General features: G+C 35.5%; 18 protein-coding genes and 2 pseudogenes. 10 read left to right on the forward strand and 10 right to left on the reverse strand.

Features of this window, described 5'->3' with window-relative positions:
• Window positions 1-91: 91 nt before the first annotated feature.
• The 3 genes from ACIEHO_RS02590 to ACIEHO_RS02600 all read right to left on the reverse strand — a co-directional run bounded on the left by ACIEHO_RS02590 (window position 92) and on the right by ACIEHO_RS02600 (window position 8,207).
• The gene (locus ACIEHO_RS02590; RefSeq protein ID WP_406968335.1) at window positions 92-4,468 is read right to left on the reverse strand and encodes a two-component regulator propeller domain-containing protein; all 4,377 of its coding nucleotides are present in this window, start codon (window positions 4,466-4,468) and stop codon (window positions 92-94) included.
• Window positions 4,469-4,623: 155 nt separating this feature from the next.
• On the reverse strand, window positions 4,624-7,155 hold the full coding sequence (locus ACIEHO_RS02595) for a glycoside hydrolase family 95 protein (protein WP_406968337.1): 2,532 nt from the start codon (window positions 7,153-7,155) through the stop codon (window positions 4,624-4,626).
• A 2-nt stretch (window positions 7,156-7,157) separates the two neighbouring features.
• Entirely contained in the window at window positions 7,158-8,207 is a 1,050-nt protein-coding gene (locus ACIEHO_RS02600) for a pectinesterase family protein (protein ID WP_406968339.1), read from the reverse strand.
• 722 nt (window positions 8,208-8,929) lie between these two features.
• On the opposite strand from ACIEHO_RS02600, the pseudogene ACIEHO_RS16520 reads away from it, so the two are divergent.
• From ACIEHO_RS16520 to ACIEHO_RS02660, 10 genes and pseudogenes are all read left to right on the forward strand, one after another.
• Window positions 8,930-10,192, forward strand: a pseudogene (locus ACIEHO_RS16520) (site-specific integrase).
• A gap of 437 nt (window positions 10,193-10,629) precedes the next feature.
• Entirely contained in the window at window positions 10,630-12,198 is a 1,569-nt protein-coding gene (locus ACIEHO_RS02620) for a ParB/RepB/Spo0J family partition protein (protein WP_406968343.1), read from the forward strand.
• A 760-nt stretch (window positions 12,199-12,958) separates the two neighbouring features.
• Window positions 12,959-13,296: pseudogene (locus tag ACIEHO_RS02625) on the forward strand (single-stranded DNA-binding protein).
• Window positions 13,297-13,368: 72 nt separating this feature from the next.
• Entirely contained in the window at window positions 13,369-13,749 is a 381-nt protein-coding gene (locus tag ACIEHO_RS02630; protein WP_406968345.1) for a DUF6876 family protein, read from the forward strand.
• Window positions 13,750-13,766: 17 nt separating this feature from the next.
• On the forward strand, window positions 13,767-13,964 hold the full coding sequence (locus ACIEHO_RS02635; RefSeq protein WP_406968347.1) for a hypothetical protein: 198 nt from the start codon (window positions 13,767-13,769) through the stop codon (window positions 13,962-13,964).
• 558 nt (window positions 13,965-14,522) lie between these two features.
• Window positions 14,523-14,915 (forward strand): BfmA/BtgA family mobilization protein, encoded by a 393-nt coding sequence (locus ACIEHO_RS02640; protein ID WP_406968349.1) that lies wholly within the window; start codon window positions 14,523-14,525, stop codon window positions 14,913-14,915.
• Window positions 14,916-14,919: 4 nt separating this feature from the next.
• Window positions 14,920-15,948: a MobB family relaxase gene (gene mobB / locus ACIEHO_RS02645; protein WP_406968351.1), complete on the forward strand. Its 1,029-nt coding sequence runs from the start codon at window positions 14,920-14,922 to the stop codon at window positions 15,946-15,948.
• 1 nt (window position 15,949) lies between these two features.
• A complete protein-coding gene (locus ACIEHO_RS02650; RefSeq protein ID WP_406968353.1) occupies window positions 15,950-17,542 on the forward strand; it encodes a type IV secretory system conjugative DNA transfer family protein in 1,593 nt (530 codons plus the stop codon).
• A gap of 73 nt (window positions 17,543-17,615) precedes the next feature.
• Window positions 17,616-17,903 (forward strand): helix-turn-helix transcriptional regulator, encoded by a 288-nt coding sequence (locus ACIEHO_RS02655; RefSeq protein ID WP_406968355.1) that lies wholly within the window; start codon window positions 17,616-17,618, stop codon window positions 17,901-17,903.
• 5 nt (window positions 17,904-17,908) lie between these two features.
• Window positions 17,909-19,159 carry a type II toxin-antitoxin system HipA family toxin gene (locus ACIEHO_RS02660; protein ID WP_406968357.1) on the forward strand — a complete coding sequence of 417 codons (1,251 nt, stop codon included), beginning with the start codon at window positions 17,909-17,911 and terminating at the stop codon, window positions 19,157-19,159.
• Between the two features lie 70 nt (window positions 19,160-19,229).
• On the opposite strand, the gene ACIEHO_RS02665 is transcribed toward ACIEHO_RS02660, so the two are convergent.
• The 7 genes from ACIEHO_RS02665 to ACIEHO_RS02695 form a co-directional block, all read right to left on the reverse strand.
• Window positions 19,230-20,063: a DUF4138 domain-containing protein gene (locus tag ACIEHO_RS02665; RefSeq protein WP_406968359.1), complete on the reverse strand. Its 834-nt coding sequence runs from the start codon at window positions 20,061-20,063 to the stop codon at window positions 19,230-19,232.
• A 31-nt stretch (window positions 20,064-20,094) separates the two neighbouring features.
• Window positions 20,095-21,024 carry a conjugative transposon protein TraM gene (gene traM, locus ACIEHO_RS02670; protein ID WP_406968361.1) on the reverse strand — a complete coding sequence of 310 codons (930 nt, stop codon included), beginning with the start codon at window positions 21,022-21,024 and terminating at the stop codon, window positions 20,095-20,097.
• Between the two features lie 51 nt (window positions 21,025-21,075).
• Window positions 21,076-21,690 (reverse strand): conjugal transfer protein TraK, encoded by a 615-nt coding sequence (locus ACIEHO_RS02675; RefSeq protein WP_406968363.1) that lies wholly within the window; start codon window positions 21,688-21,690, stop codon window positions 21,076-21,078.
• 108 nt (window positions 21,691-21,798) lie between these two features.
• Window positions 21,799-22,641, reverse strand: a complete 843-nt coding sequence (locus ACIEHO_RS02680) for a hypothetical protein (protein ID WP_406968365.1) — start codon at window positions 22,639-22,641, stop codon at window positions 21,799-21,801.
• A gap of 2 nt (window positions 22,642-22,643) precedes the next feature.
• Window positions 22,644-23,231 carry a conjugal transfer protein gene (locus ACIEHO_RS02685; protein ID WP_406968367.1) on the reverse strand — a complete coding sequence of 196 codons (588 nt, stop codon included), beginning with the start codon at window positions 23,229-23,231 and terminating at the stop codon, window positions 22,644-22,646.
• A gap of 4 nt (window positions 23,232-23,235) precedes the next feature.
• Window positions 23,236-25,638, reverse strand: coding sequence for a TraG family conjugative transposon ATPase (locus tag ACIEHO_RS02690; protein WP_406968369.1), 2,403 nt, complete (start codon window positions 25,636-25,638; stop codon window positions 23,236-23,238).
• The gene (locus tag ACIEHO_RS02695) at window positions 25,625-25,909 is read right to left on the reverse strand and encodes a hypothetical protein (RefSeq protein WP_406968371.1); all 285 of its coding nucleotides are present in this window, start codon (window positions 25,907-25,909) and stop codon (window positions 25,625-25,627) included. The genes ACIEHO_RS02690 and ACIEHO_RS02695 overlap by 14 nt, the downstream gene beginning before the upstream one ends.
• Between the last annotated feature and the right edge of the window lie 31 nt (window positions 25,910-25,940).

The raw sequence follows: 25,940 nt of genomic DNA on the forward strand, positions 1-25,940 counted from the left end.
GAGAAGTAGTATTCAAGTAAGAAAAAAAAATATCGGATTTCTCTCGATATTTTTTTGCACTTTAGGGAGAAGTAAATGTTGAACCCTATTTTTATTTATGTTTTTTACGGTATTCTGTTGGGGTAGTGTTGAATTTAGTTTTAAATGATTTGCTAAAGTATTTAATATCTATGAAGCCCGTCATAAAGGCAATTTCCTTGATTAACAACTGGCTGTCTGTAATGAGTTGAGCAGCCCTTTTTAAGCGTACATCCCGGATAAATTCGACGGGGGAAAGCCCTGTTAGACTTTTAATTTTATAGTAGAAAGAAGTCCGGTTTAAACCAACTTTAGTACCTAGATCTTCTACCGAAAAGTTATTATTGTCCATATTTTGTTCTATGCTTTCCATGACTTTAGACATGATTTCTTCATCTTGGTCGGTAAGCAAAAATGGTTTTGGATTAAAATCTTTAGTAACAGTCTTGTCAAAGGAATAATATATACTTTGTAAACGTTTGCGTTGTTCCAAGAGGTTTAAAATTCGGACTTTTAAATAGGAAACGCTAAACGGTTTGGTAATATAGTCGTCTGCACCATAACTCAGCCCCTCCAGTTTGCTCTCAATGTTAGTTTTTGCCGTTAGCAATATAACCGGAACGTGGCTTGTCTCTATGTTCTTTCGAATACGTTTTAGAAGATCGACGCCATTTAATTTTGGCATCATGATATCGCTGATTACAAAATCGGGGTTTTTATCCAAAATAAGTTGGTATCCCTTTTCTCCATTTTCAGCTTCGATAACCAGATAGTCGGTTTCTAAAATGTTCCTTATGAAGTTCCTTAATTTAAAATCATCTTCAACAACCAAAATTTTAATTTTTTCTATGTTTTTATCAGGTTTGTTTTGGTCGGGTTTTGGTTTTTTGTTCAGTATGTCTTCGTTTGTTTTGTTTTCAACGAATTCTACTTCAGACGGAAAGTGGTTTTTTCCTTTTTTAAAATACACAGAAAATAAAGTGCCTTTATTTTCTTCACTTTCAAAATGTAACTTTCCGTTATGCTTATCTACAATTTCTTTGACCATCGATAAGCCTATCCCTGTGCTAGGGTTGCTTTTGTTTTTGTTAAATGCCACAAATCTAGTAAATAATGACGAAAGGTTTTCTTTTGAAATACCTATGCCTTCATCGATGACATGAAAACTAACGTATTTGTCGTCTTGATCAATTTTTATGGATATTGATTTTTCTTCGGGAGTATATTTAAATGCGTTGGAAAGTAAATTCATAACTATTTTTTCTACTCCGCTTTTGTCTGCCCATAATTCAATGTTGTTCCATTCGGATTCTAAAGTGAATTTTATATTTTTCTCTTGGGCTACTTCGGTAAAGTTGTTGAAAATTTCTTCAATGAAATGTGAAAAGTTAATTTTTGAAACTCTCATTTTTAAATCCTGGATTTTCCTAAAATCCAGGATTTGGTCAACTAACCTTTGTAACCTATTGGTGCTTTGCGAGACATAAGTGAGTTGTTTTTTTATGATTTCAGGGGTTCTATTGTCGTTTATGAGGTATTCGATTGGTGCAGAAATTAATGTTAGGGGAGTGCGCAGTTCATGCGAGATGTCGATGAAAAACTTTTGTTTAAGCGCAAACATTTTCTTTTCAACCTTGGCATTGGTCTTTAATCGGTATATGGTTAATATGGTATGGATGACTAATAGCAAAAGTCCTAAGACTCCAATAGTATAGATGACATATGCAAAAGTTGTGTTCCAAATAGAGGGCTTTACTGTTATATTTAATTGTCTTTCGTTATCCACCCAGTTCCCTTGGCTGTTGGTAGATTTTACTTTAAATGTATATTTGCCTTTGGTAACATTTGTGTAGTAAGCGGTTCGTTGGTTGTTTACATAGTTCCAACCTTCATCAAAACCTTCAAGGGTGTAGGCGTATTTAATGTTTTCAGGGTTTTTATAGTCTAAGGAGGCAAACTCAATATTAAAAAAGTTTTGCTTATGTGTTAAAACCAAATGTTCAGTATTGTCAATAGATGTTATTAAAGGAGATAAATTTTTGTTGCTGCTTACTTTTTTGTTAAAAATTGAAAAGTCTGTTAATGCTAAATAGGGTAAATTATAATTGGATTTAATTTGGTCTGGGTAAAAGTGCAAAATACCTTGTGAGTATCCAAACAGTAATTCTCCAGATGCAAGCTGGAATTTGGTGGCTTCAGAAAAATTATTGTTGCTAACCGTCCATTTAATTTCTGGAAAAACCTCGAAGTATTCTTGGCTAGGATTAAAACGTGTAATCATATAATCTGTTGTTGCCCAGATTTTTCCGTTATTATCTTCAACAATTGACAATAAATTGTTGGAAGGGAGTCCATCGTTTTTTCCATAACTTTTAAACTTAATGGGGTAGCCTAAAGTATCTTTTTGGGTTACTTTACTCAACCCGCCATCTGCCGTAGCTAAAAATGTTTCTTCATTGCTGGTAATACAGATATCTATTATGTCGTTGCTTTTGAGACCGTTGGAGGGGTGGTTGTCAATGCGGTAAGTTCTAATTTTACCAAGACTGTTTGGCGAATTCCTATTTGGAGAAAGTACAATTAGTCCACCAGTGCTGCCAACAAGTAAAAAGCCTTCTTTGGTTTCATTGATGCACCGTATTTTGCCAAAGTTGTCTATAGGGTAATTAGTCCATTTGTTTTTATGATTGATAAACTGTACTTGTTCAGAATTTTTGTTTTCTAATACATTCAATCCGTCAAAAGTGCCAACCCAAATTAAGCCATCGTAGCCTTCAAAAACGGAGTATATATTGTTACTTGAAATGCTGAACGGATTTTTGGTGTTGTGAACAAAATGTTTAACTTTATAATTGAATGGTTCATTTGTTGGAGTCAGTTTATACAAGCCATCACCTCTTGTGCCAATCCATATATTTTGGTTATTGTCTTCAATAATACTATAAGCGGTATTGTTCCAAACAGCATTTTTATTCAAATGCCCTGACGGAGAAAATGCTCCAATTGGGTTTAAGTGTTTGTCAAAAATCCAAACTTGATTTTGTTTGGTGCCCACCCAGATATTTTCTTTAGAGTCTTGAAAGATTGACCTAACATTTCTAGGTTGTTCTGTTGTGTTTGAATTTAGGGGCGATGCTTTGAAGTTATACTCGCTAAAAGTGATTTTATATAGCCCTGAAGAATGAGTGTTATACCACAGGAAGCCTTGTTTGTCAAAAAAAGCAGTGTGGAAGCTATTTAAAAAATTGGAGTCACTTGCTTTATTGGGTGGGGTTAAAGGGGTGATTTTGTGTGTGGTAGGATTGAATTTGGAAAAACTACCTCCATAGGGCTGTACCCAAACATCACCTTTTCTGTCAGTTAAAACTAAAGCGTTGGAGGGTGCGCTTATCGGGTTGTTACTCGCTGATTTTGAAGGATAATAGTATAATTTTTTGTTTCTAAAATTGAAAAGATAAATACCTTTTTCTTTGTTGTGCATAAACCATAGTTGATGGTTTTTTGTAAACGATATAGGAGTTAAGTTTTTGGTTTTTAGATTAGGTATTGTTTTTGGGGTAAATATTTCGATTTCTCCAGTAAATATATTAATGGAGCAAAAGCCTTTTTGGTCTGTAACAGCTAGAATGGTTTGTTGGTCTAATTTTTCAAGTCTTATGATTTTTGCGTTTAACTCAATACTTTTTGTTCTGAAATTGCCGCTTCCCTTTGTATACTTGGCAATGGTACCATCTGTTCCTCCAAACCAGATTTCATCATTTATTTCTATTGCAGAATGAAATTCTAAAGGGGTGTCTAATCCGTAAAAGAAATGTTTGGGGTTTTCATTGCTTTTAGAAGGTGAGACCATGGTTATTCCGTTATTGGTCAATAACCAAGAATTTAAATCTGAATCTTCATGAACGGCATAAACGGTAGTGGATTTTAAATTTCCAATGGCTTTCTGGTATATTTTAGTATTAAATAAAGAGTCTGTAACCCGAATGCAGCCATTGTTTTGGGATAAAAGCCACACTGATCCAGATTTTTTGGCTTGTATTTGTCGGATGCTAAATTTTGAGCTTTTTAATTCGGGGATTAATTCCGTGCCCCAAAAGGATTCCGATTTTGGGCTAAAACAATATACTTCTGGCTGTATGGCTTCACATCTCATCCATATTCGGCCAAAGGTATCTTCTACTATCTTATTGACCCGATTGTTGTTCATTATAATATCATCTACAGGCTTCGGTTTGAAATTGGTAAATGTGTACCCATTGTACCTGCTCAGTCCATTTGTGGTAGCTATCCAAATAAATCCTTTTTTATCTTGAATTACTTGGTTGACGATGTTATGAGGCAGTCCATCTTCGACAAGAAATTGTTCCGAAGAATAGTTTTGCTGACCTAAAACTACAAATAAGGAGAAAACAGTTAAGGCAATTGAAATGTAAATTTTTGTAAAATTCACTTTTATCATGATTAGGTGAAAACCAAATTAAAAAAAAAATTCCTTACAAAGGTGTTTGGGCTAAAAGAAATCGAGTTCAGTTTTCTTTCTTTGTTAAGAACGGAAGCTTGCAAAACAGATTATTGTAGCTTCCGTTCAATTTATGTTTTTAAAGATTAAATTAGAATGTTGAAAGTATAACGCTTTCCTTTTTTTGTTTTAACATCATACTCAAACCCAGGCTTGATGTTGATGCCTTCCAGTTTGGCTTTAGGTGATATTATCGGGGCTTCTACAGGTTGGAATTTATAAAAGTGGTTAGGATTTTTACCGTTTGCTTCCAATAAGTTTTGACCGGTCAATTTATCATAGCTTCGCAGTCTCAGATTGCCACCAAGTTTAGATTTTATTGTAATATTATGAATTTTATTGTTCTTCCATTCTAAGTTTTCGATTTCAAAACCACCCCGAGCTCTTAATCCAGAAACCTTTCCTTCTGTCCAAACATCCGGTAAAGCAGGGAGAATGGTTATAGCCCCATCATGGCTTTGTATTAACATTTCAGCAATTCCAGCAGTACAGCCAAAGTTACCATCAATTTGAAAAGGTGGATGAGCATCAAACATATTACTGTACGTGCCACCGTCAGGGTCTTTAATCGTTGCGTTTGCTGGTTTTAAGTTAAGTTGGTTTTTAATGAGCTTGTAGGCATGGTTTCCATCCAAATAGCGCGCCCAAAGTGTTACTTTCCAGCCCATGGACCATCCACGGCTTGCATCACCTTTTCCGATTAATGAGTTTCTAGAGGCTTCAAAAAGTTCAGGAGTTTTAAAAGCTGAAATTTGTCTTCCAGGGTATGCGCCCCATAAATGTGAAATGTGTCTGTGGGCATCTTTTTTTTTATCCCAGTCTTCAATCCATTCCTGTAATTGGGTATGCTGTCCTATTTGCATGGGAGGTAGTTGTGATCTAACAGTAACAAGTTCTTTGGAAAAAGAGGTATCGATATTTAAAATTTTTGCGGCATCAATTGTGTTCGATAGTAAGTCGAAAATCATTTGGTTGTCCATTGTTACTCCAGCAAAAACGCTACAGCGTTCTCTTCCCATAGTGCCATCAGATTTCAATTCTTGATAAAAATGAAGGCCGGGTGTGTGTTCTGGTGAAATAGATGGTGAAGCGACCAAATATCCTGTTTTCTTGTCTTTGATTAGAAAATCTTGGTAAAACTCACTAGCACTTTTTAAGATAGGATAGATGTCTTTTAAATAAGCTTCATCACCAGAGTAAAGATATTTCTCCCATAAATGCGCACAAAACCACGCATTGCAAGTTGGCCAAACACCAGCGGTCTTATCAACAGCACCTGTCATTCGCCAAAGATCTGTGTTGTGGTGAAGTGTCCAGCCTCTACTGTTGTACATTTCTGAGGCCGACTTTTTTCCTGTTTCGCTTACATCTTTTACCATTTGGATAAAGGGGTCATGACATTCTGTTAAATTGGTGACTTCCGCCGGCCAATAATTCATTTCAACATTAATGTTGGAGGTATATTTACTATCCCATGCAGGATATTGGTCAGCGTTAGGGTTCCATATACCCTGCAAATTTGCAGGCTGTGTGCCCGGTTGTGAGGAACTTATTAATAAATATCGGCCAAATTGGAAATAAGTTGAAACGAGTTCTGGGTCGTGGCTTTCAGAAAATTCTTCAATTCTAGTATCGGTAGGTTTAATCATTTGCTCAGATTTTCCTAAATCGAGTGAGACTCTGTTGAATTGTTTTTGGTATACAGAAATGTGGTCGGACTTTGCTTTGCCGTATTTTTTTGAAAATTTGGATAAATAGTCCTTGGCGCGCTGTTCTGCATTACCAGAAATATCCTTGTAGTTTTTAAAGTTAGTGGCTACTGAAATATATATTATGGCTTCGTCTGCATTTTCAACCGTAATACTATTATTGTTCTTTTTTCGAATGCCTCCTTTAGATTCAACTTTTATTTGGGTGTTGAAGTTTAAAAGGTTTAAAATATTCTCTTGTGTTTCCTTCGTGCATTTTCCGTTAACAAGAAGCATTTCATTTTGATTTCCCGGAACTTCAGAAACTACGGTTACCATATGTTTTTTTAAAGGGCCAGCAAAGAAGGTGTTGAAAGTGATGGCTTCTTTTTTATCTGATGTTAAGCGGATGATGATAAGCTGATCGGTAAAAGATGTAAATACTTCTCGGTTAAAAGTTGTCCCGTTAACTTTATATGTTGTAGAGGCTATGGCAGTCTTTAAATCCAATTTTCTTTCAAAGTTGGTGTAGTTTTCGTGACCGGGGAAATCTAAAATAAGGTTGCCGATTGATTGATAAACTTGGCCATGGGATGTTGTATTGCGGTCTGCAATAATATCTTTAAGGGCGAGTTTTTGTGCTTCAATGTAATTGCCATCTTCTATAAAGTTTTGAATGGTTTTTAAACTTTCCTTTGCATTTGGGTTTGTGTTTTGATATGGACTTCCAGACCAAAAAGTATCTTCGTTAATTTGAATGGTATCACGTTGAGGAATGCCATAAACCATAGCGCCCAATCTTCCATTGCCTAAAGGCAAAGCATCTGTCCATGCTTTTGATGGTTTGTCATACCAAAGCGTTAATGCTTCTTGGGAGTTTGAAGAAAAGTAAAAAGTTAATATTACTAAAGTAAAAATTATGTTTTTCATGCTTATTTTATTTGTTTAGGATTCCAGTTGTCTTGCCTTTTTATTACATTTTTCATTGTATATTTTTTGGCTTCTTTTTTTGAGAGTTCTCTAATGCCAACCCAGTTTGCCCTTTTACTGATATCTGAACTTTTACCTGTGTTCTTGTATTCGTATAGGTGCAAGTCTTTACTGGTTGGAGCGTATTCCATGTGCCAAAGGGTAGGCCAGCCCAAAGGTTCAATTTTGTCTACCATATCGCATTTTATCCAGGTAACTTTAGGGTGGTTGTGCCATGGGCGCCCAAGACTTATTAATTGGCTATTGTCTTTAGGTCTGGGACTATTGTTTTTAAATGTTAGTTTGCATTTATAGAAAACAAAACCGTATTCTTGTGTTTTTGGAGTGCTTGGTGCGGTTATCCACCCGCCGCCATAACTCCGTATTTCGCAGGTGTCAAAATAACCAATACCACCACCATAAATGTAATCTGTTCTGCCAAGAACGAAACAATCTTTAAAGTAACTTCTAGTACCGTCTTTTCTTAGAAAGATAGTGTCTTGATAACTAAGAAAACTACAGTTTATAAAGATGTTTTTGTCTGAGTTGATACTTATTGCCAAAGCTTGTCCAACGGGGCCGGCTGTATTTTGAAAAGTTATATTTTCAGCTTTAAAGCCATCGCCTTGAATGGTTATAGTTGCCGAGGTCCTTATCGTTTCACCAGACCATTTAGCGGCATCTTCAGCAGGACATTTATTGTTTAAACCTCCTTTGCAATCGTAGATATGGTAGCTTATAATAGTTTGTTCTTGGCTTTCCCCTATAAAAGTTATATTTTTTTTGTTTTCAGGAATAAGTAGTTTTTCCGTGTTGTACAGTCCGTTTTTAATATATATGGTTGTTCTTGACTCCAGTTTAGAGGGAACGCTATTAATGGCCGCTTGAATACCTGTGAAATTTCCAGAGCCATCAAGGGCCACAGTTATTTTTGGGATAGGGTTGGCAAAAATGTTCTTTGCAAATAGAATTATAAAAAGAAATAGAAGAGTTTTGATAAGGTTGATTTTCATGTTTTTATTAGAGACTATATGATATTGTTTTTTTTTGTTGAGAGAAAATTTGGGAAAGGCTAAATTATAGATTAAAATGCTTTTCAAAGGGGGGTGTTTTACATGTTAAGATGGGTGAAATCACACTTCTTTGTTAGGAAGGTGAATGTGAAGTGCTTTTATTCGTAATATAGTTGACATTGTTACAAAAAATGATAGGCTAGTATAGAGGTTGATTGAACGTCCAAAGCGTATCAAAGCTTTTTTAAGATGAGGTATTAATAGTGTTTGATGTTTATGTTTTTAATAGTTAAGATACTTATTTACACTTCGAAAGTTTTATTGGCATTATAGAGTTCATAAAAAGTTTGGAAATCGTTAACATGGGTTTGTGAAAATAAGTGAGTATTAGGCTCTGTATTGTCTGAAAGCATAAAGTTAGGGGGTATGTCAAGGTATTAAGTTTTATAAAAAATATGCCGTGTTTCTTTTGAATCATTTTGAGTTTATTGTAGATAAGTTATTTGCTATCCCGACAAAATGGGTGTTAAGTGACATTAATAGAAACCTAATTACATGATATTCAGTTATTTAAGTTTTTATTGATTTCATATAATTAGCTTAAATATCAAAACAAAAGTTACCTATTCGGTTACCTACTTTTGGAAAGTGAAACTAACTTTTTGGCTATTAATGATATATGGAATGACGGTTAGTTCTGTCATCACTTAAAGCAAGAGTCTATGCAAACTTCAAAGACATTCAGTATCCTCTTTTGGTTAAAGATGGCCAAAAGAAAAGGAAATTCGGCCCCTGTTTATGCCAGTATCACCGTAAATGGAAAACGCGCTGAAATCAGTTTAAAACGTTACCAACCGGTTACTTCTTGGGATATCCAAACCAAAAGAGCAAGACCAAGAACCCCTAATGCCCCAGCATTAAATGCCTATTTAGACCAAGTGTATGCTAATCTGTTGGCGTGTCATAAACAATTGCTTTCGGAATTTAAGCTGGTAAGCGCCCAAGCCATTAAAGCCAGATATTTAGGGGAGGACGAACAAGAGAAAACTTTATTGGAGTTGGTGGGCTACCACAACAAAAATATGAAATCCGTGCTTAAAACCAGGGACGCTCAAAAACTACTTTACCACAGAAAAATATCTGAAACGGTTTCTAAAAGAAAAAATGAAGACCAATGATATTTATTTAAAGCAGTTATCGTATGGCTTCATCATTGATCTAGAACAATTTTTACACAATGCCCATTCTATGAATGAAGCACGGCCACTGAACCACAATGGTATCATGAAACATTTGGAACGCTTTAAAAAGCTGTTCAACTTGGCAATGGACCTGGAATGGATAGAAAAGAATCCGTTCGCACGTTTCAAATTGAAATTTTCAAAGTATGAGCGTGCTTTTTTATCAAAATCAGAACTGCAAGTATTGGAGCTGGGTACTTTAAGACAAGAAGCCCATATCAAGACCAGGGATGTATTTGTTTTTGCTTGTTATACGGGATTATCGTACATCGATGTGAAATCATTGGGCAGAAATAATATTGTAAAGGGCATAGATGGGGATTATTGGATTTTCACGAACAGGGAAAAGACTGAGAAACCTGTAAAAATACCACTATTTGGACAAAGCATTGGATATTATAGCCAAGTATGAGGGAGCATTGTCCGATAGCTTATTGCCTCTATATAGCAATCAAAAAGTGAATGCTTACTTGAAGGAAATCACATTGAAATTAAAGATACCAAAAAAAGCTAACGTTCCATTCCGCCAGACATACTTTTGCAACAACTGTGACCTTATCCAACGGCGTTCCCATTGAAACAGTGTCAAAACTGTTGGGACACAGTAAACTGGCCACGACACAGGTTTATGCAAGGGTAATGGAACAAAAACTGAGCTCTGATATCATCAACCTAAAAGACATTTTGAAAAAAGAAAGAACAACAAATGTAAACAAGCATGGAATTATTTTAAATGGTACATAGTGGTGTCAGTCCATTACACTGCATTCCATAAAAACTCCATTTCGGGAAAAGCGCTTCATTAGAAAAATCTTGAACATGGTGCCAAAATTTGATGATTCCATTTTGTTTGACCATTCCGTGACCACTGGAACGGTTAGGGCATTTGAATGCCGAATTTTGGCATCATGTTCGCCTTGCCCAAGTTCCATTAGCAAGACTATTTTTAATCAAAGCATATCCAAATCAAATTAAAAAAATAGAAAGAGATATCTATAACAATATTGGCACGAAGGTAAACTCGCAAAATATTTCTCGGAAAAGGGACGGCATAAAGCCGTTCCTACCTCACTATTTATATCCGTTTCCTTTCCGCTCCAAAATTTTGTCTTCCGTTTGGGTTCTGCATAAATATTGTTTAATCATGTCTGTCGGCTTGACGGACCAAAATCAAATTATTTATGGAAACAGTTACCGAACATTTAAAAGAGGTCGCATTGGTTGAAATTACAACCGGTAAGACCAATCCGAGAAGCGATTTCAACGAGCAATCCATCCAGAAACTCGCAGAAAGCATTAAAGAGCATGGAGTGCTCCAGCCGTTACTTGTCAGGCCCACTTCCGAAGGCTACGAACTTGTCTGTGGAGAAAGGTGGTTGAGAGCCTGTAAACTCATTGATTTGAAATCTGTACCAGTCCAAATCAAGGATATGAACGACCAAGAAGCACTGGAAGCCCAAATAATAGAAAACCTTGAAAGGGAAGATGTGCATCCATTGCGTGAAGCTGAAACCTTTAGAATGATGATTGGTAAAGGTAATTATCTCATTGAGGATATAGCGATTAAAATCGCCAAATCCGAAAGTTTCATTCTGCAACGGTTGAGCCTCAATAACCTAAATGCCGAATGGAAAAAGCTGTTTTTCAAAAATGGAATCAACCTTTCAAAGGCATTGATAATTGCACGACTGGATAAGAAGTACCAAAAAGAAGTGGCAGAAAATGCAAGCGATTGGAGTGGCGGCATAAAATCTGCCAAACAGCTACAGAGCTATATCGATTCAAACATTACAGCGCAGTTATCGAAAGCGGTTTTTAATACGCTGGATGAAAAATTGGTTAAAAGGGCTGGTGCGTGCGTCAATTGTCCTAAGCGTTCAGGAGCAAACAGTTCCTTGTTTCCAGATGTAAAGGACGAAGACAGATGTTTCGATAAAGTTTGTTTCAGCAATAAAACTGAAATGCACATCGAAAACGAAATTGAGAGCATTGTCAATAATGCTGAGGATGTCCATTTGATTAAATCAAAACATCAAGACACAACTGACGAACTAACACAGAAACTGAAAAAACTAGGTGTCAATGTGTTGGTGAATTATGATGATTTTGAGACTGTCCACGGAAAAGATAAACGGAAAAACAAAATAAAAGGATTTTGGATTAATGGTTATGAACGAGGAAAATACGTGTCAATCAAAATGACCAAAAAGCAGGAGATAAAATCGATGGATCCGAAAAGTAAGGAAAGTGTTGACGCTCAAATTGAAAAAATCAATACAAGAGCAAAACGCATGTTGGAACTCGATGAAGAGAAAGTTCATAAGAAAATCATAGAAGCGATGAGTGGAGCTGAAGAATTGACTGTGCTTGGAAAACATAAACATTGTGATGCCACAGAAGTTCTCAACAGATTGATTTTATGGGGCGCATTGAGTTGGCCAAAAAAACAACACTACGGTAAGCTGTTGGATATTGATAAATATGGGAAAGAAGGTGCAAGCGGATTGCTTAAACGCCTTGGAGAATTAGCAAAAGACGACATGGCAACCATCACCAACAATGTAGGTTTTGATTCCTTTAAGTCATCATTACCAAAATATAGCGAAGCTATGGCATTAAAAAGTCTAGCTGAAAGTTTCGGTAGTATTCCAATAGAAGATATCGAAAATGAACAAAAGGCTATTGCCAATAAAAGAATAGGCAGACAGAAAGAGCGGGTTACCAAACTCAAAAAGTCGGTCAAATCATAATCGAAGCCACTAATTCTCAACTTGATGATTAGTGGCTGTTTTTATATTCTGTTTTCATGAGCCAATCAGCCCATTTCCACTCCATTCCGTAAAAACTCCATTTCAGGCAAAGCGCTTTATTAAAACATCTTGGACACAATCCCAAAATTTCAGGTGTACTCTACGTTTCTCCTGCCGCAAAAGGCAGGAACACTTCGTTCCCAACCAAAAGTTTTGAAATAGCGTCCGCTAGAGCAGAACTTACATCAGCTTATTGGTCCTATACATGGTAAAGGGAGCCAAATCTTCGGTTTTCTTAACATAATTATCGGCAAACCCTTCTCTGGGCTTTGTTCAATAGTTGTTGAAAACCAAACCTTTGGCTTGTACATTTTAAGGGGTTAATAATGGATGAAGCCTTTGCTTGTTTTTCGGTACAGCGAAAAACAGGCAGGGCAAAAGCAATTCTAGGATGACCCAAGTACTTTCATTCGCTTAACTGCCGGTACGTTCACTCGGTAAATAGGTCATCAAGAATTGCTAATGCCCTTGTGGAACTTGTCAAGACCATGCGAATTTTGAAAAAAAATAAGGTCTCTACTTCCTTGAAAACCCAAGTGTTTTTCTACGTCGCAGATACTCCTGATTTGTTTTCCAAAAGTCTTGACAAAACCCACTCCATCCATTGTGCTGCGCAGGAGAGAAATTCAACAAAACACCCCTTAAAATTTAATCCGTTTTAAATCCGATAGGGGAAATATTAATCTAATTTTTTTTAATCATGAGTACATTAAGAAACAAAGTACAGTTAATCGGAAACGTTGGTGGAGAGCCAACCATTACAAACTTGGAAAGCGGAAAGAAAGTAGTCCGTCTATCATTGGCGACCAATGAGCATTACAAAGATGCTAAAGGCGAAAAGCAGACCGATACCATTGGCACAATCTAGTGGCATGGGGCAAGACCGTAGACACCATTGAAAAGTACGTGACCAAGGGCAAGGAAATAGCCATTGAGGGCAAATTGACCTCAAGAAGCTATGAGGACAAAGATGGCGTAAAACGCTATGTAACCGAAGTGGTAGTAAGTGAAATATTACTGCTAGGAAGCAATGAGTGAATGAAAAATAAAAGAGGGTGTCCCTTTAAATCAACACCCTCTTTTTCATTATTAATCTAAATCAGAAAAACAATGAAAACCAAAGTTAATACATTACAGGAAAGCCTACAACAATTTTGTGGCACAGAGCAAATTTTTCAATTGCCATTGATACAGACACGGTTTACGGACGGGGTACATTATTTAGCCCAAAAGGCAGCATGTTTTTGGCTAATTACCGATGCCTCGGTGTTTGCAAAGAGCCTTATGGACAAAAACCATTTCATAACCATTGATTTTAAACGTCTTTCAGAAGCTGAAAAAATTGAAAAAGGATGTGAAGCTATTATAAGTTATGGCGATGGCAACGACACCATATTGGAAACGCACCGGTACAGCGTAACGGATTTTCCACTGGATGAACTGCGCCTATATTTTGTGAACAATACCTTGATGTTGCCCAGTGAATATTGAACATAGAATAGACCGTTATGATTTATCTCAATTACAACAATCTGGACGAAGAGACCCAACAATATCTGCTTTCAGTTTCAAAAGAAGATATAGAAAGAAAATTTGGGAATGACCTCAAAGCCTATGCAAAAAAACAGCATTTGGATTATGACACGATATTGGACGAAGAAGCGATAAAAAACCTTTACAGCTATCAGTATGTGTTCAATATTTGAGAACTTAGAACATAATCGCTTAATAAAGGACCTTTGAAACTTTAAAGGTCTTTTTGTTTTTTTTGCAAGGTTCAATCCTTAAAACATTTAGCCCAATAATTTCAAAATCTGACGACCAAAATTTCAAATTCCCTTAAAACCATATTCATTGGTTGGAATTGATGCTGTTTGGGGGCTTTTTTTCTTTTCAATTGGCCTTTGAAACCTTTATATTTATAGGGCTGTCAATAGGCAGTTAATTGATACCTGGTTATTCTTTTTATATTTGACTTTCGCTCATGACCAGTCATTCAAAAAATGAGATCTATGGAGTATTTTAATTCTATCCAAGCACATCATGAATATGATGTGTAGCAAAAATTTTTGTCCCTGCGGGACGAATTTTGTATAGCAAGAGGGTAACACGCTAGTGCGATGTTTCGATTTTCAGTTTTTCCAAAACCCTAGTAAAATCAACACCTTTCGGCGATTGATTGTTTTGATTTTTGAATTTCTAACATGTTTTTTCACGGAAAAAAGCTGTCAGCCCAATAAAAACAACAAATTTTTCAAGGAAAAATGGATAAAGGATATGAAAAAGAACGATTTGAAAGCCTAAGTATTAAAACTTCGGTAGCTAAAAAATTTAATGGATTTTGTAGAAAAATGTCACTTTCAAAATCTATGACACTTTTATTGATGCTTGATTTTTTTGAAGATAATGGCATTTCGCCAAATGAAACTATTGGTCCAAATATGCAAACTTTAGAAAGTGAAATTAAGAAACGAATTAATGCCGTGATCGCCATCATAAAAGACATCGAAAAGAACCACGACAAACCCACAACTGCGATGCTTCAATCCTTGTTTATGGAATTTGAACCTAAAGAGAAAAAGCTCATTTTAGAAAAAGATCTTAAAGAAAGGAAAGTCCAGTTTGTGGAAAAAAAAGATTCAAATAATCAATTATAAAATTATGTACATCACAATTACAGCTCAAAAATTAGGAGGAGATTATTCACAAAGTTCTGCGGATTTTGTAGACTATCTAGAGAAAGAAAATCAGAGTTTGGAGCAAGAGGATATGGAACATTTTTTCAATCAATATGGCGATGAAATTGAAGCCAAAGACGTGGTAAAAGAAATTGATGGCAATACCGCGAAACTCAAAAATAAAGAACCTAAATTTTATTCAATTACCGTAAACCCAAGTCAATCTGAATTACGAAAATTACAAAAGAGTTCTGAAGATTTAAAAAAGTACACCAGAGCGATTATGACCGATTATGCATCGTCTTTCAATCGTGAAATCAATGGCAAACCTATAACTGTTGATGATATAAAATATTTTGCAAAAATTGAGCATCAACGCAAATTTAAAGGTACAGATAAACAAGTAAAAGAGAACCAACCGTTTGGCACTAAAATACTTCAACTTAAACAAGATATTCGAAAAATTGAAAATGGAAATTTAGACGGTAATATCAAGAAAATGAAATCCCAAATAGCCAAACTTGAAGCCGAAGCACCACACCAACAAAATGGAAAAAGGATAGTTCAAGGCATGAAAAAAGCGGGTAACCAAAGTCATATTCATATCATCGTGAGCCGAAAGGATGCATCAAATTCTGTCAGTTTATCGCCTGGATCTAAATACAAAGCTTCAGAAGTTATGATGAACGGGAAATTAGTAAAACGTGGTTTTGACAGAGATGCTTTTTTTACAAAAGCAGAAAGCACTTTTGATCAAACGTTTGGTTTCAAACGTAACTATTCAGAATCCTATAAATCGAAGAAAGATTTCATTAAAAACCCAAAACTGTACTTCACAACATTATTAGGATTGCCGGCAAGTGAAAAAGCTGTTGCTTTTAAAATGCTTGCAAGATCAGGAGTACCCATTATGAGTATTCCAACTAATCAAGTGCAGTTGGCACTAAAAACAATCAGGACTTTAAAACGCGGTGTGGACCTGGCAATTAAATCGGGTTCAATAGGTATATAACATGGAAATACAAGGAGTCACATTTACTATTGGATTATTATTTGGAATGAGCTTGGTGTTTTCAATTCTGTTCAAAATGACGCGATATGCCTTTTTTATAAATCTCATATTGACAGTAATTTGTTTAGGACTACTTTTTAAACTGAACACTTTTTTGATGCAATGGATTATACAGTTACTTTATATAGGTTGTCCGCTTTTGCTTATCAACACCGTTTTATATGTATTTCTCCACAAGGAGAATGACACTTTAGATTCTAACAATAAACATCAAGTTCATTTTAAAGTTAAGCGAGGAAATTTCAAAATAAACAACATCAAAAGAGGCGCTTCAATTATAGGTTCTGCAGGAAGTGGAAAAACAGAAAGCGTCGTTTTTAATTTTCTTCTGCATTTTAGTAAACATAAATTTTCTGGTGTCATTCACGATTATAAAAATTTTGAACTTACAGAAATGGCATTTCCTTTATTTGAAAAAAACGAGATTGATTTCAAAGTGATTTCATTTGATGCTATTTATGATAGAGTGAATCCAATAGCACCAAGATACATGACCAATGAAGAAAGCGTCAATGAGGTTGCCAGAGTGCTCATTGAAAATCTTTTAGAGCAAAGAGAATCGGGAAGCATAGGTACAATAAAATTCTTCAATGATGCAGCTGAGGGTCTCATTGGTGGTTTGATTTGGAAACTACGAACCTCATATCCGCACCTTTGTACTTTACCGCATCTAATAGCCATTTATCAATTTCTGGACACAGATAGCCTAATAACTTTTTTAAGTTCCAACACCACATCGAGAGCGATGGCAGATGCGTTTATTAGTGGTAAGGATTCCGACAGACAAACCGCTGGTGTAAAAAGCACCTTGGCTAATGCGCTAAAGAAGATAAGTACCCAACGTATTTTTATGACCTTATCCGCAGATGATGTTCCGCTAGATATAAATAACCAAGAAAAACCTTTCGCGATTTCAGTAGTCAATAACCCAAAATATGAAACCGCTTATTCTCCAATTATCGCGACTATTATTCATACTATTACAAAGCAAATGAGTGTGAGAAATTCAAATGCTTCTTTTTTATTAATGGAAGAAGCACCAACGATTAGATTATTGAATATGCACAGAATTCCAGCCACGTTACGTAGTTATGATATTGCCACGATTTACGTGATGCAAGACAAAATTCAAAATGATATGATGTATGGTGATAAGGCGAGCAAAGCGATTTTAAGCAATTTATCCTATCAATTCTTCGGAAAGGTAAACGATCCAGACACAGCGAAATATTATGAACGTTTTTTTGAAATTGTCAAGAAAGAAACTACAAGTGTCAATCGTGGCTATAACCTTAATTTTGATACACGCATAACCACAGGAGAGCGAGAAGTTGCTAAAATTAGAGCTGATGTATTTTTTAGGCTAAAAGAAGGCGAGTTTATTACGTTTGCAGACGGTAAGGACAAGAAAGTACAATTTAAACTTCCTAAAATTGAAAAACGATTACCAACGAAACAACAAGAATATTCTGATGCCGATTTACAGGCTAATTTTGATAAAATTTACCAAGAGGTTAAAGAGATATTTAAATAGTATAAAGGAATAGTGATTATTTTGTCGCTTATTTACATCAAAAATATTATATTTGTCGTAAATAAACAACAAAATGAATTCTAAGAAAGCTATTCTTCTGCCTAAATTTCAAAAGATGTTTGAACAAATAGGGGAAAATGTAAAGCTTGCTCGTAAGCGAAGGAAGCTTAGCACTGAGCAAGTTTCTGAACGTGCAGGTATTCATAGAGCTACCCTTTATCGTATTGAAAAGGGAGACCCAGCTGTGGCGATTGGTCTGTACTTTAATGTATTTAGGGTGCTTAATCTTCAAGATGATTTTCTAAAGTTAGCCAGGGATGATGAATTCGGCAGAAAACTGCAAGACCTTGATCTATTATAAATAGTATGGCAACAGGAAAATTTGACATATACGTATTTGCAGATTGGGCAGCTTTAGAGAAGCCAACCTTGGTAGGCGTACTTTCTGCTCACTTAGCCAAAGGCAAAAAAGCTTTCAGCTTTGAGTATGACAAGGATTGGTTAAAAACTGATGCACAAAGATTGCTAGACCCAGATATAGATTTTTATTCAGGCCCACAGTATCCAGCCAATAAGGAAAATTTTGGAATCTTTTTGGATAGTATGCCAGATACCTGGGGTAAGACTTTAATGAAACGTAGGGCTGCTCAAGATGCTAGAGCTAAGAATGAAAAAGCAGTCACACTCTATGAAATAGATTATTTGCTCGGCGTTTTTGATGAAAGTAGAATGGGGGCTTTGCGCTTTAAAACTGAATTGGAAGGCCCTTTTTTAGATAACGATGCACATAGTCCAACACCACCGTGGTCATCGCTAGGAGATTTGCAGGAAGCAGCGAAGCAACTAGAAAGTGATGACCAAAGTGAAGCGGTAAGAAAATGGATTGCTATATTGATAGCACCAGGTTCTTCTTTAGGAGGGGCAAGACCCAAGGCAAATGTTTTTGACCCAAAGAAGAATCTTTGGATAGCAAAGTTCCCATCAAAGACAGATACCATAGATAAAGCGGCTTGGGAGTTTTTAGCCTATCAACTGGCCACTGCTGCAGGAATACATATGGTAGATTCTAAAACAGAAAAGATTAGCGGTCGGTATCACACGTTCCTAACTAGACGATTTGATAGAGACAACGGAAAACGCATTCACTTTGCTTCAGCTATGACAATGACTGGAAATACAGAAGATATTATAAAGGAGTCTGCACCAAGTTATCTTGAAATTGTAGAGTTCATAGAAAATTATGGTACAGATGTGGAAGCTAATTTACATCAACTTTGGCGGCGTATCGTATTTAACATAGCAATTTCTAATACGGATGACCATTTGCGAAATCACGGATTTATATTAACTGAAAAAGGCTGGATCTTATCGCCCGCCTATGATTTAAACCCCTCGATAGAAAAAAATGGTTTGTCTCTAAATATAGATATGGATGACAATGCTTTAAGCTTCGATTTGGCTAAAAGTGTTGGCCAGTATTTTAGGTTAGACAATGCCGAAATGGAGACCATTTTAAATGATGTATTAACTGTGGTCAAAGATTGGAAAACAGTTGCAAATAGAATCGGTATAAAAAATTCGGAGATAGCATTGATGTCTAGTGCTTTTAATGTCTAGGGACTTAAATTAGAGTATTAATAAAATAAATAATGCAAGGATGGAAGTAATTAAAGCTTTCATAATGTAATTAATTTGGGTTATTGATATATTTATGTGATATTTTCATTTCAATATTTCGCTCGCCATCTTTCTCATTCAATTCTAAAATTACCCTTCGGTCATTGGATAATGAAAATTTCGGCATGACATAAATGAATCTTACCGTTTCATTGACTACAATTTTAGAAGGCAGATGGTATTTGAAAATAGGCTCTTGGTACAAACGTTGTAAAGATTTCTTTTTTCCTTTTTGTCGAGTCTCGATGGAAAGGTTTAAGAAATTTAAATCATAATCCAAAGTAGAATTATTCCTAATTTGAATAACGAAGTAGAGTTCATCTTTATCAAAAACAATATTTTCAAGCCTCAAAATAACACCATCATTTCGCCTTATATACCTTCCAAGGTATTGTCTTTTATCAAGAAGATAAGAGCAAAATTTTTGATAATAATACGTGCTGTTGTCAATACTTTTTTCAGAAGTTTTAGTCTGAATCGAATCTTTAACTTTTGGTTTTTCATTCCCAATACTACTTGTCATCGGGATAAAATAGTTGAGCTTTGAAAGCTGCGCTTTATACCTTACAATATACGAAAAAATTGAACCATTTCTATTGATTACCAGTAGATTACTTTCTTTTCCTTGTTTGGCTTGCAGTAAGCCAAAATATTGTTTTTTTTCTCGATTGTACGTGAATACAAAATTTTCTGAACCTGTTATGCCTTGACGTATAGGCTCAGGGAAAAAGAGCGCAACATTTTTTGTGTCGTTTGCGTAAATGGTGTCAAGAATATTTGTTGTTTGCGCATCCATAGAAGCGGAAACAATAATTAGAGTTAAAATGCTGATATACTTTTTCATAAGAGTGCGTTTTTAAATGTCCATTATGGACTTATAATTTTGGTTTTAGAATAAGTTTGTAATTGTTCAATACAGTAACCTTTACATTTCGATTACTACGTCTAAATACTTTTGTGATTCCGCCCACTTGAGGAACAGTTGGGATATTGATATCGCCTATAACATCTTCCAGAACTTCATTCGTCGCTTCAGCTCTAAAGTTGTTTTCCACATAAATGCCTTCGCTACCATCTTGTAAATCGAAAGCTTTTAGTTTTGTGGGATGATGATTGATATTCTCAATTTCAATTAAAGCGCGATTAGGTTGAAAGCTTATAAACCCGAATAAAAATGTGTTCTTGGGCATTTGTTTACCATTGATTGTTGCAGCTTCGGTAAGTCGCATTCTCAATCTCGTATTTGCTTTTACAATTTGGTCGCCATCAACAACTACGTAAATGGTGGCATCGGTATTACCGATAATGGAAAGTTTATTGGGTTTCGGTTCAGCAGCAAAAAATAGTTGATGTTCAAGACCCATTTCCTTGGCTTGAATCTTTAGTTCTCTTTTGATGTCGGATGAATCAATTTCTACTGGTTGTTTCTTTTCGACTTTCTTTTGTCCGAAGTTTTGATATTTTTTATCAGAATATTGAATTTTGCCTGCATCATAAATGCTATCTACAATACGTTTCTTTTCACGTTCAGGCAGGTCAGGATCGTAATAACCCATCGAATCAATTAATTTTTCATTATAGATGCTTGGTGCATTGTTTTCACGGACTTCTTTTAAATCATTAAGAGCATCTAATTTAGAATCATACTCTTTTTGGTTTTCTTCTAAATCTGGTATTAAGGTCTGTTCAAGGTTGTCATTCTCACTTTCATCATCGCCCATTACCATCACGGAATAGGAAATAAGGAATATGAAAACAATAGCCAATACTGCTATAAATACTATTTTATTCTTTTCTACTTTCATAAGAGTGGTATTTTAAATGCCGATTACCTGCCTGACGGCAGGCGGGTCGGCTCAACTTTCATTGTTTAGTTTTTTTAAAGTGTTTTCGAAATAATTGGTAATTAATAGGCCATGTGGATTGTTGGGGAAGTTTCGGTCAACTATAATTAAGTCTCCAGTAGACACCAACTCATAAGTATCGATTATAGAACCTCTATTGATTTCAAAAATGGTGGTTGTGGTAAAACTATAGGTACTATTATTTTCTGTTATTTTTGAATCAATACTCAGTACATTTTGTACTAAGGAATATTGTAATAAGCGATTATAGACACCATCCGCTTTTTTCTGGCGATATAGATTATCCACGGAACTATTACCCAACCAAAGCGCCTTTTCTAAATGCTTCTCATAGTTACTCGCATCGATATTATAGAAGTAGTTATGAAACAGTTCCAAATGCGCTAGAACTTCAACTTTAAAATTTTCTTTTTGGTTTACTAGTTTCAACGGAATGATACTACCATCGGTATTGATGGCAAATGCACTATTCATGGCGTTTTTGTTTGTGGTAAATGCCATCCAAACTGAAAAGCTACTGGATAGCAACGTGCAAACAACGACTGCCAAAACGATGAATCGATTTAACTTCAGCACGGTATAAATATTTTTGTAAGGTGTTTTCATGTGTTTATATTATTGTTTCTTAATGGTCACATGTAGCATCCATTTAATCATTTCCTTGGGTATCAAGATTTAGTTATGAATGTTTCATATTTTTATGTTTAATCTGCCTTAGGCAGTAAATAATCTAAGTGTAAAAGATGTGGCACGTTTGTATAGCTTGAATTTCAGGAATACGATAAAGCCAACCGAACCTAATTGTACAACAGGTGCAAAAAAGCCTTGGCCAAAATCGGTACCAAATAAGTTGGTCCAGAAATTGGTGTTTATTTCAGTATATATCGCATTGACAAATACATTGACCAGGAAAAATGCAGGCACCAACATATAGACTGCTGCATACAGTTTAAAAAACGTATAGGCTAGGGAACGGAACTTTTCAAACACAGCAAGACTGATAACTAATGGGAAAAACGCTTGCATGATTCCTAATAGGAAAAAGCGTTCTGCTAAAAAGAGCGGATATATAAAAAGGTCAAGAATCCACAACATGGTACTCAGTATAAAGGCTAAGATCTTGAATCCGTAAAGTGGCGTTAACAACGCTTCATAAAGGAGTGTCATCGCCAAACTTGCTGCGTCCAATAGCCCAACATCTTCTTCAAGCGGTAAATCCTGTAATTGCAATGGTAATAACGCAGGTGCAGTCCCTCGATATTGTCCTTCAATGGCCACTAAAATGCCATCGAAAAACCCTAACACCTGCGTTGAAAAGATAACCAAGAGTACCACAGCAAAATTCTTTGCGAGTTCGCCAGGACTTAATCCCCATGAATAACCATCCTTGTCCGCAATACCTTCATTATACTTTTTTAGGATATTGACCAAAAAAAACAGTACGGCAAGTGTTTTCATGCCTGCAATGGTATATTGCGAGAAACTACTATTCTGTATGGTTTGAAACAACGTGTCGATATGTTCTAACCCAATTCCTAAAATGATGGTTGCGGTCATTTCTAATAATTTATTTCGCGATTATTAACTCTATCCTGCATTTTTCTAAAGGAAATAATGTCTTTGTAACGTTTCGTTTTTGTAGTGATATTGGAAATCATTTGCTTCGATTCTAACTCTTTTTGTTTTAGAATTTCGGCACGTTCGGCATCGGTCATTTTTAGATAATCGCTGGATAGGATTTCGTCTATAAAATCTACCATATCTAAAGAGTTTTGGACGATGGCATCGAATGATTCTGCAACTCGTGTAACTTCATCTGGTTTTATGTAAGGCGAGTTCAAAATGTTTTGTAAATCATTCTGCATAACCTGAATAAGACGTTGATTGTTTTTAGCAATTTCTTCAACCGCTCTAAGTTGTCGTATCACATTAGATACTTTCTCTATGCTTTCTTTGGCGTCCTTCAAGAATTGCACAGACTTAATCATTTGAGCTGTCTGTTTGCCTGATTCTACAAGTTGTTTTACCAAACTGATAAAATTGGTATTGTCATAAGTAGGCATTCCCTGGGCAGTAGTACCGCAGGGCGATAAAATGGCAACCGTAAAAATTAGTCCGAATAAAATTGTTTTGATTTTTGTGTTCATATTACTATGTTTTAGATGTGAATTCTTTTATAGCCAATTCCATATTCAGGCTTTTTTCATAAATGGCCATTATGGCCTCGTTTTCTTGTCCATCGGTTAAGTAAGCTGCGTATACTTCTTTCGGTACTTCAAGCCTAAAAATGTTGCTTTCCTTTCCGATTTTAATAAACATTTCGGTATATTTTCTTGGACCAGAAAGATTGTTTTTAATGGATTTTAATTGGTTTAAATCATGGCTAGATAGATTGAGTCTTTTGACTAGTTCTTCATAGCCCTTCTCATTATTCAGGCTATAGATAACCTGTGTGTTTTCAAGTATGCTTGCTGATGTTGAATTATTTGGCAATTGATTTATGGATTGTAGAATAATACCAATCGCACCATTTTGTTTTCTAATGGCTTGGTAATAGAATTCCACACTTTCCAATACATTTTCAAACTTGAGTTGTTTGGCAAACTCGTCAAAAAGGATAATGCCTTTTTCTGCACGATTTTTCCAAATGGTTCTTTGGACAGCTGACTTTATCAGCTTGAGCATGACAGATAGAATTTCCTTGTTGTCTTTTACTTCATCCAGTTCAAAAACAATCAATCGTTTGTCTTCGATTTTATAAGTTTGGTCTTCGCTAACTTCAAATAAAAAGCTATATAGACCATCGCCGACATATTCAGATAGGACGTGCAAAAAACTCGTCACATTGAAATAGTCGGGATGGATTTTTAGGGTTTTCAGAAGGTCTTTCTGGTGCCTTTCTATAAACTTGTAAAAGCCTTCCAAAGAATGATTTTCGGAAGTGATATCATAATAATGCCGTAATATTTTTTTAACGGAAACGGATTGTGCTTTGGTTACTTTTAAATCTGAAGCAAATAATTCAAAAAGAAATACTGATAAATCTTCAAGTCGTTCAGGTATCAAATCAATTACATCACTAATGTAAAAGGGATTGATGCCTAAGTTCTTTCCGCTTTCGTAACGCAGCACCGTGTATTTTTCAGGATAGAGTTTGGCAAATTTGGTATAAGAACCACCTAAATCTATAATGACTAATCTTACGCCACTTTCAAAATATTGGCGCAAAATATTGTTGGCTAAAAACGATTTGCCTTCGCCAGTTGGCGCAAATATGGCAAAGTTTCGTGCTTTAATGCGTTTCTTTTTTTCATCCCAAACATCTTTTAAAACAGGAATGTTATGTTCCCTGTCATTAAAGATGATACCTGTTTTATCCGATTTGTAATTGGTATTATTGATGAACAAACAAAGTGCATGCTTTAAGTCAGTTACGTATAAATCATTATTTGAGAAATTTGAAGAAAAACAGCAGTAACTGTTCAGGATATAGTTTTTACGTTCTTCCCCTCTAGGATAGTAAGGGATAATATCCAGTTCTTTAAATTCTGTTTTAATTTTAGAAGTTATTTTATCCAATTCTTTAACATCTTTCGACCAATACACAATATTGAGATGACCACGTATAATACGTGAATTATCATCTGCATTGATTTGGTCCAAAATGTGCTGAATTTTACCAAGTACGACTTTGTTTTGTGAACCAAAATTGGAACTTTTGTTAAGTTCTTCTATTTTCTTATCCAACAGCTTGCGCCACTTTTGTTTGTCGTCTAAATAAAGAATCTGATTGACAATATGGTTTTCATTAAGCGTAAGGCCTATGCCATCAATAAACCCTTGATGAAACACAAAATCGTCAGAAGTGAATTTCTCATTCATTTTGCTACTTTGCACGCTTTCGCCAAAGCATAATTCGCTGTTGATGGCTAGCGCATCAAAATGATTTTCGCCAATATTGACGCTTTTCTTTTCTAGTAAAATATCAGTATCAAATCCTTCATTGAATCCATTAAAATAACCGCTTGTAAGTTGGTGAATCTCTTCCGATTGAAGCGGTTGAAATTCCATTTTTCGACTATTGTTTATAAAAGAAACAGAATCGTTTACAGAGTTAGCGAAGCTCTTAATGTTATCATCTAGTTCTTGAACGATTCCTTTTGAAATTTTTTTGAAGGGATTGACATATTTCGGGTTGTTTAGGGCTTTGTTCTTGGTTAAGATGAAGAATAGATAACATTTATGCTCTATGTGTCCACGACCTTTAAAATGCTCGTGTGTGGCTTTTTCTAAAAAGGTGGTGTTTGGAAGTTGTTCTGAAGAATAAGATTTTTTAAGGTAGATGTCCTGTTTGTGAACTACAGTTCCAATTGGTAATGATTTCAAAGCTTGAAACCATGCGCCATGCATATCCTCAAAATCTTTCTCGGACAGGGAATAGATTTCTGGCAGATTCCCTTCATAGCACAAGACGACATTACCATTATTGGCAAATACGATATTATCTTGAATATCTACAATGGGTTGATATGCTGCAATGTTAATCTTGTTCATAATCGAAGCCGGAATTTCTTTTGTTGCTTATAATTCTTGGGAAAGCTTTTGCCATTTGAAAAAGCTGCGGATTGTTGGTTATGCGCGTAAAAGCAACATATAAGACTGCATTGAACATCAGTATGCCAATTATCATCGCAAAGCTGAAAGAGAAAATAATGATTAACAATGATGCTAAAATGGACACCATCATGAGTGCAAATAGGGAAATAGGCAATCCAAAAATGACTGCCTGTTTTCTAATGTTTTTATATACTTCGTATTTCTTCATACAGCTATTTCAATAAATCCCTCGATGAGAG

The sequence above is a fragment of the Flavisericum labens genome (assembly GCF_045446075.1).
In the GTDB taxonomy this organism is placed as follows: Bacteria; Bacteroidota; Bacteroidia; order Flavobacteriales; family Flavobacteriaceae; genus Flavisericum; species Flavisericum labens.

Bases quoted from the DNA above. Each gene is read 5' to 3' on its own strand.
- ACIEHO_RS02595 (WP_406968337.1), bottom strand. From the start codon at position 7,155: ATGAAAAACATAATTTTTACTTTAGTAATATTAACTTTTTACTTTTCT.
- ACIEHO_RS02600 (WP_406968339.1), bottom strand. From the start codon at position 8,207: ATGAAAATCAACCTTATCAAAACTCTTCTATTTCTTTTTATAATTCTA.
- ACIEHO_RS02620 (WP_406968343.1), top strand. From the start codon at position 10,630: ATGGAAACAGTTACCGAACATTTAAAAGAGGTCGCATTGGTTGAAATT.
- ACIEHO_RS02630 (WP_406968345.1), top strand. From the start codon at position 13,369: ATGAAAACCAAAGTTAATACATTACAGGAAAGCCTACAACAATTTTGT.
- ACIEHO_RS02635 (WP_406968347.1), top strand. From the start codon at position 13,767: ATGATTTATCTCAATTACAACAATCTGGACGAAGAGACCCAACAATAT.
- ACIEHO_RS02640 (WP_406968349.1), top strand. From the start codon at position 14,523: ATGGATAAAGGATATGAAAAAGAACGATTTGAAAGCCTAAGTATTAAA.
- mobB (WP_406968351.1), top strand. From the start codon at position 14,920: ATGTACATCACAATTACAGCTCAAAAATTAGGAGGAGATTATTCACAA.
- ACIEHO_RS02650 (WP_406968353.1), top strand. From the start codon at position 15,950: ATGGAAATACAAGGAGTCACATTTACTATTGGATTATTATTTGGAATG.
- ACIEHO_RS02655 (WP_406968355.1), top strand. From the start codon at position 17,616: ATGAATTCTAAGAAAGCTATTCTTCTGCCTAAATTTCAAAAGATGTTT.
- ACIEHO_RS02660 (WP_406968357.1), top strand. From the start codon at position 17,909: ATGGCAACAGGAAAATTTGACATATACGTATTTGCAGATTGGGCAGCT.
- ACIEHO_RS02665 (WP_406968359.1), bottom strand. From the start codon at position 20,063: ATGAAAAAGTATATCAGCATTTTAACTCTAATTATTGTTTCCGCTTCT.
- traM (WP_406968361.1), bottom strand. From the start codon at position 21,024: ATGAAAGTAGAAAAGAATAAAATAGTATTTATAGCAGTATTGGCTATT.
- ACIEHO_RS02675 (WP_406968363.1), bottom strand. From the start codon at position 21,690: ATGAAAACACCTTACAAAAATATTTATACCGTGCTGAAGTTAAATCGA.
- ACIEHO_RS02680 (WP_406968365.1), bottom strand. From the start codon at position 22,641: ATGACCGCAACCATCATTTTAGGAATTGGGTTAGAACATATCGACACG.
- ACIEHO_RS02685 (WP_406968367.1), bottom strand. From the start codon at position 23,231: ATGAACACAAAAATCAAAACAATTTTATTCGGACTAATTTTTACGGTT.
- ACIEHO_RS02690 (WP_406968369.1), bottom strand. From the start codon at position 25,638: ATGAACAAGATTAACATTGCAGCATATCAACCCATTGTAGATATTCAA.
- ACIEHO_RS02695 (WP_406968371.1), bottom strand. From the start codon at position 25,909: ATGAAGAAATACGAAGTATATAAAAACATTAGAAAACAGGCAGTCATT.